The sequence below is a fragment of the Cupriavidus sp. FW305-3-2-15-C-LB2 genome (genome assembly GCF_058787575.1).
In genome coordinates, this window is record NZ_JBYSZW010000012.1 from 108,551 (window position 1) to 114,550 (window position 6,000).

Annotated in this window: 6 protein-coding genes; 3 read left to right on the forward strand and 3 right to left on the reverse strand. The window is 66.7% G+C overall.

The window, feature by feature from the left end; genetic code table 11:
* Positions 1-61: 61 nt before the first annotated feature.
* Positions 62-1,264, reverse strand: a complete 1,203-nt coding sequence (locus AC3WRR_RS11730) for an ammonium transporter (RefSeq protein ID WP_010814165.1) — start codon at positions 1,262-1,264, stop codon at positions 62-64.
* A 509-nt stretch (positions 1,265-1,773) separates the two neighbouring features.
* On the opposite strand from AC3WRR_RS11730, the gene AC3WRR_RS11735 reads away from it, so the two are divergent.
* From AC3WRR_RS11735 to AC3WRR_RS11745, 3 genes are all read left to right on the forward strand, one after another.
* Positions 1,774-2,055, forward strand: a complete 282-nt coding sequence (locus AC3WRR_RS11735; RefSeq protein ID WP_010814166.1) for an HU family DNA-binding protein — start codon at positions 1,774-1,776, stop codon at positions 2,053-2,055.
* Positions 2,056-2,265: 210 nt separating this feature from the next.
* Positions 2,266-2,751, forward strand: coding sequence for an acyl-CoA thioesterase (locus AC3WRR_RS11740; RefSeq protein WP_010814167.1), 486 nt, complete (start codon positions 2,266-2,268; stop codon positions 2,749-2,751).
* Positions 2,752-2,761: 10 nt separating this feature from the next.
* Complete coding sequence (locus AC3WRR_RS11745; RefSeq protein WP_058697085.1) at positions 2,762-3,244, forward strand: CreA family protein; 483 nt, start codon at positions 2,762-2,764, stop codon at positions 3,242-3,244.
* Positions 3,245-3,276: 32 nt separating this feature from the next.
* Here AC3WRR_RS11745 and AC3WRR_RS11750 read toward each other — a convergent pair whose 3' ends face one another.
* Positions 3,277-4,119, reverse strand: coding sequence for an acid phosphatase (locus tag AC3WRR_RS11750; RefSeq protein ID WP_231881501.1), 843 nt, complete (start codon positions 4,117-4,119; stop codon positions 3,277-3,279).
* Positions 4,120-4,166: 47 nt separating this feature from the next.
* A complete protein-coding gene (locus AC3WRR_RS11755) occupies positions 4,167-5,915 on the reverse strand; it encodes a class I adenylate-forming enzyme family protein (protein WP_058697086.1) in 1,749 nt (582 codons plus the stop codon).
* Positions 5,916-6,000 lie beyond the last annotated feature (85 nt).

The following is a 6,000-nucleotide window of genomic DNA, read 5'->3' on the forward strand; positions in this document are numbered from 1 at the left end:
ATTGTTAAGACAAGCTGCCTTGCGCAGCTTGTCAATTTAAATCAGGACGGCTCGCGCGCCATTACCAGTTGGTTTCCCGTTCCGGCGTTGCCGAAATCCGGTGCAAGGTCAGGTCCGCTCCGTTGAATTCGCCTTCGGCATCGAGCCGGATGCCCACCAGCTTCTTCAGCGCGCCATATACCAGGGTGCCCCCGGCCAGCGCCACCACGATGCCAAGCACGGTGCCGATCGCCTGCGCGCCCAGCGACACACCGCCCAACCCGCCCAGCGTCCTGGCCCCGAAGATGCCCGCGGCAATGCCGCCCCAGGCGCCGCACAGCCCGTGCAGAGGCCACACGCCGAGCACGTCATCGATATGCCATTTGTTCTGCGCCAGCGTGAACATATAGACAAAGAGCGCGCCGGCCACCGCGCCGGTGATCAGCGCGCCGAGCGGGTGCATCAGGTCCGAGCCAGCGCACACCGCCACCAGTCCGGCCAGCGGCCCGTTGTAGGCAAAGCCCGGGTCGTTGCGTCCGGCCGCCCAGGCCGCCAGCGTGCCGCCGGCCATTGCCATCAGCGAGTTGATTGCCACCAGGCCGCTGACCTTGTCGACCGTCTGCGCGCTCATGACGTTGAAGCCGAACCAGCCCACCGCCAGCACCCAGGCGCCTAGCGCCAGGAACGGGATGTTTGAGGGCGGATGGGCGCTGATGCGGCCGTCCTTCTGGTAGCGCCCGCGCCGTGCGCCCAGCAGCAGCACCGCGGGCAGCGCGATCCAGCCGCCCAGCGCATGCACCACCACCGAGCCGGCGAAGTCATGGAATGGCGCGCCGGCCACGCGCGTAATCCAGTCCTGCACACCATAGCGCTGGTTCCAGGCGATGCCTTCGAAGAACGGATAGACAAAACCTACCAGCACGAAGGTGGCGACCAGTTGCGGGTTGAAGCGTGAACGCTCGGCAATACCGCCCGAGATAATCGCAGGAATGGCCGCGGCAAATGTCGCCAGGAAAAAGAACTTGACCAGTTCGTAACCGTTTTTCTGCGCCAGCGTTTCGGCCCCGGACATGAATTGCACGCCGTAGGCAATGGTGTAGCCGATAAAGAAATAGGCGATGGTCGAAACTGCAAAATCGACCAGGATCTTTACCAGTGCGTTGACCTGGTTCTTCTTGCGCACCGTGCCCAGTTCCAGGAAGGCGAAGCCGGCGTGCATGGCCAGCACCATGATGGCGCCTAGCAGGATAAACAGGGCGTCGGTGCCGGTCTTCCAGTCGTCCATAGTGACCTCATGCTCAAAATGGGAGCGTGAGTACGCAAAAAGCATTCCAGCAACGGCCGCATCCTGGTGCCATGTGCACCTTGTCGGGTAAAACCGCACCGGAATGCCGCGCGCAGGCAGGGGCGGGCGCTGCTGGTAGCGTTGCCGCTGGCATCGCCGTGATAGTGCAGATGCGCCAAAATGGCGCGAAACGGCGGCGCGGGCTGAACCGTTATGGTGCGGCGCCCCATTTGTGGGAATCTATCCTATGCTGCTGGTTTGCCCCACGCGCGGGCCGGTCTGGCGTTGCCGCGCTGCGGGACGGCCCGGCAAAGCCGGCTTCTGGCAAGCGGGAAAAGCGTGGAAAATTGCCCGCTAACCGGCCTCAATCAAGGATTTGCGGGTTTTTTTGTCGCATTGGTGCCACTGGGGATTGCTCTACGCGCGACGGGCAGATTAGACTGCGCCGATCGATGGCTTTGCCGCGAGGCACGCACATCGGTGACGACGACCAACAAGGGAAATCAGCCATGAATAAAGGTGAACTGGTATCGGCCATCGCCGCGGAAGCAGAACTGAGCAATGCCGCCGCCGAGCGCGCGCTCAACGCAGCGCTGGACAGTATCAAGAAGGCAGTGGCAAAGGGCGATTCGGTGACGCTGGTGGGCTTTGGCAGCTTCAGCGCCGGCAAACGCGCCGCCCGCACCGGCCGCAATCCGCGCACCGGTGAAACCATCAAGATCCCGGCCGCCAAGACGGTCAAGTTCTCTGCCGGGCAGGGTTTCAAGGACGCGGTGAACAAGAAGAAGTAAGCAGTTTGCGTCCACAGCGTGAAAAGCGGCCTTGCAGGCCGCTTTTTTGTTGCCTGGCACGGCCACGCCTGCCGGTACCGGGCTGCAGCCGGCAACGGCGGGCACGATCCGGGTTAAACTGCCGGCGCCAGCGTTCCGGCGTGCAGTCAGGCAATGCCGCCGTCGCAGGTTCGCCCCAGAAATCCCGCCCCCGCAATCCGTACCCGCATCATGAACGATCTGTCCCACCAGCTTTCCATGACCGTGCTGATGACGCCGGACATGGCCAACTTCTCCGGCAACGTCCACGGCGGCACCATCCTCAAGTACCTGGACATGGTTGCCTATGCGTGCGCCAGCCGCTACGCCGGCCGCTACGTGGTAACGCTGTCGGTCGACCAGGTGGTGTTTCGCCAGCCGATCCACGTGGGCGAGCTGGTGACCTTCCTGGCCTCGGTCAACTTTACCGGCCGCAGCTCGATGGAAATCGGCATCAAGGTGGTGACGGAAAATATCCGCAGCAAGCTGGTGCGCCATACCAACAGCTGCTACTTCACCATGGTGGCCGTGGACGACAACGGCACGCCGGCCGAGGTGCCGCCGCTGGAGCCGCGCGACGAGGTGGAGCGCCAGCGCTTTGCCGCCGCCCAGCAGCGCCGCGCGCTGCGCCAGGAAATGGAAAAGCGCCACGACGACATCAAGTCGTCGGTGACCTGAATACCCCGCCATGAAGCGCTACTGCAATCGCATCCGCACGGTCCTGGCCGTCGTCTGTCTGACGGCCGCCTCGGGCGCCTACGCCGAGGAGATCGGCAGCGTCAGTACCAATTTCCGCATGACCGGCTCCGACAAGGTCGTGATCGAAGCCTATGACGACCCCCAGGTGGACGGCGTGACCTGCTATGTGTCGCGCGCCCGCACGGGCGGCATCAAGGGCCAGCTGGGCATGGCCGAAGACCCGCCGGAGGCATCGATCGCCTGCCGGCAGGTGGCCACGATCGCCTTCAAGGGGCCGATCCGGCAACAGGACAACGTCTTCTCCGAACGCATGTCGATCCTGTTCAAGGCCCTGCATGTCGTGCGCGCGGTCGACCGCAAGCGCAATACGCTGGTGTACCTGACGTACTCCGACCGCATTGTCAGCGGCAGCCCGCAGAACAGCGTCACCGCCGTGCCGGTGCCGGCCGGCACGGTTATCCCGGTGAAGTAACCCTGCGGCAGCCGGCCCCGGCACCTGGTGGATCAGGGAGCCAGCGCCGCGCTCTCCGCCTGGCAGTCGCGCGACGGGCGCGCGCCGCTGGCGCGTGCCGCCGCCACTTCGCGGCGGGCGCGGTCCAGGTCGGCGCGGAAGGTGGGGTCGGCATGCAGCCGCGCCACCGTTGCCGCGGCCATCATGCGGCCCTCGTTGACATCGCTTTGCCAGTGCACGTTGCAGACCACGCGGCTCTGGCCGAACGCGCGCCCGCGCGCCAGGATGTCATTGGCGCGTTCCGGCTCGACCTCAGCCAGGATCAGCGCCCAGGCCCAGCCGATGGCGCTGTGGCCGGACGGGTACGAACCGTCCTTTTCCAGCTTGGCGGTCTCGGCCGGCGTGCACATCTGGGTCTTGTTGGCAACGAAGGGGCGTGTGCGCTTGTAGTGGTCCTTGGCCTTGTAGGTGGACAGGCCGGCATCGACCAGGCTGCGGCGCAGCAGGATGTTCAGGTACGGCGTTTCTTTCTCGCTGACCGGCACGCCCAGCGCGCAGGAGAATGCGCTGGCGGCCTGCGGGAACGTCAACACGGCATCCTCGCCAGCCACTTGCCAGCGCGGTGAACCGCGCAGCGTCCCGGCCTGCCGCGCGGCATCCTCATCCAGCGCCAGCGCTGCCGAGCCCTGCGCCGGCGGCGCGGGCAGCAGCTTCAGGCTGTCCGGGCGCGCGTCGGTAGCCAGGTAGCCGGCAGGCACGCCCGGGCGCAGTTCCGGCACCGCGGACAGGTTGGTGCCGCCGGCGGCGCAGCCAGCCACCAGGGCGGCGAGTGCCACCGCGATAGTTGCCCGCACCGGGGCGGACGGGGAGTGGTCACGCTTTGCTTGTTCCGTCAATTTGTCGTTCCTTGTTGTTCTTGTCGAGTCGGCGCTCCTGCCGCAGCTCAGGTGGCAGCGTCGAACAGCTTGCGCAGGTTCGACTTCAGGATCTTGCCATTGGCATTGCGCGGCAGCATCTCCTGGTAAATCAGGATACGCACCGGCACCTTGAATGCCGCCAGCCGGGTGCGCACGAAATCCTGCAGCTCGGCCTCGCTTGCCTGCATGCCGGGCTTCAGGCTGATCACCGCGGCCGGTTCTTCGCCCAGCGTCTTGTGCGCGAGTCCGACCACCGCGGCATCCATCACCGCGGGATGCTCGTACAGGGTGCTTTCCACCTCGATGCAGTAGATGTTCTCGCCGCCGCGGATCAGCATGTCCTTCATCCGGTCGACGATATAGACGTAGCCTTCCTCATCCAGCCGCGCAATGTCGCCGGTGCGCAGCCAGCCGTCGGCAAAGGTCTGCGCCGTGGCCTCGGGCTTGTTCCAGTAGCCGCGCACGACATTGGCACCGCGCGCCATCAGCTCGCCGGTTGCGCCGGGCGGCAAGGCGCGGCCGTGCCCGTCCACCACCTTCATCTCGCCGATCGGCAGCGCCGGGCCGCTGCTGTCCGGGCGCATCACGTATTCCTCGGCGCTGTGGCTGGTGAAGGTGGACGACGTTTCCGTCATGCCCCAGCCGATGCCGGGAGCGGCCAGCGGGAATACCTCGCCGATGCGCCGCACCAGTTCGGGAGATGCCGGCGCGCCGCCGTAGTTGACGTTCTCCAGCGAGGACAGGTCGAAGCGGCCGCGCTCCGGATGCTCCAGGATCTGCCACGCGATGGTGGGCACGCCGCCGGCCGCGGTGCAGCGCTCGCGCTCGATCAGCTCCATGCCGCGCAGCGCGTCCCAGCGGTGCATCAGCACGATCTTTCCGCCGGTGGCGATGGCGCCGTTGAGCACCGCCATGCAGCCGGTGACATGGAAGAACGGCACCGCCAGCAACATGGCCTTTTGCGGCGCGGCGGGGTCCGGCGCGGGAATCGGCTCGCCCCGGCGCAACAGGTTGCGCATCGGGCTGAAGCTGCTGGCAACCGCCACGTTGGTGGAGTTGCGGTGCGTGCCGAGCGCGCCCTTGGGTTTGCCGGTGGTGCCCGAGGTGTAGAAGATGGTGGCGTCGTCGTCCGGATCGATATCGACCTGCGGCGGCGCCTGGTCTGGCAGCGCGGCCCAGTCAGCCGGGCTGCCGATCACGCTTTCCAGCGGGGCCACGCGCGGCTCGGCCGCGGTGCCGCCGGCACGTGAGGCATAGACGCGTTCCAGCGCCGGGCAGCCCGGCAGGTGTTCCAGGATGCGGTCGAGCCGTTCGGCGTCGACGATCGCCACGCGGCTGCCGGAATCGGCCAGGCCGTACTCCAGCTCGGCCCCGGTCCACCAGGCATTGAGCGGCGTCACGATGGCACCCGCCAGCAGCGCGCCGTAGAACGCCACCGGCCATTCAGGCAGGTTGCGCATGGCTACGGCCACGCGGTCGCCCTTGCGCACGCCATCGCGCACCAGTGCATGGGCGAGGGCGATGGCGGCGCGACGGAAGGCATCGTAGGAGACGCGCTCGTCCTCATAGACCACGAAGGTGCGGTCGGCAAACGCGCGCGTGTTCAGCAACAGCTCGCGCAGCGTGGGCGGTGCGTTCTTCCAGACGGTGGTGGGGATGCCGCGGATCACGCGCGTTTCGGTTTCGAACGGCGCGCCGGGCGCGGTAAGCCGGGCGTGGGCCTCGGCCAGCGACATGACCGGCCAGGTGCCGGCCAACTGCGGATTGCTCGACATGACTGCCTCCCGGAACTGCACTGCAGGTTGAGGGAAATGCAGGAAAGCGGCGGGGGGGGGGGGGGGGGGGGGGGGGGGGGGGGGG

Coding starts and splice junctions, on each gene's coding strand:
- AC3WRR_RS11745 (WP_058697085.1), top strand. CDS start 2,762: ATGAAGCGCTACTGCAATCGCATCCGCACGGTCCTGGCCGTCGTCTGT.
- AC3WRR_RS11735 (WP_010814166.1), top strand. CDS start 1,774: ATGAATAAAGGTGAACTGGTATCGGCCATCGCCGCGGAAGCAGAACTG.
- AC3WRR_RS11730 (WP_010814165.1), bottom strand. CDS start 1,264: ATGGACGACTGGAAGACCGGCACCGACGCCCTGTTTATCCTGCTAGGC.
- AC3WRR_RS11755 (WP_058697086.1), bottom strand. CDS start 5,915: ATGTCGAGCAATCCGCAGTTGGCCGGCACCTGGCCGGTCATGTCGCTG.
- AC3WRR_RS11740 (WP_010814167.1), top strand. CDS start 2,266: ATGAACGATCTGTCCCACCAGCTTTCCATGACCGTGCTGATGACGCCG.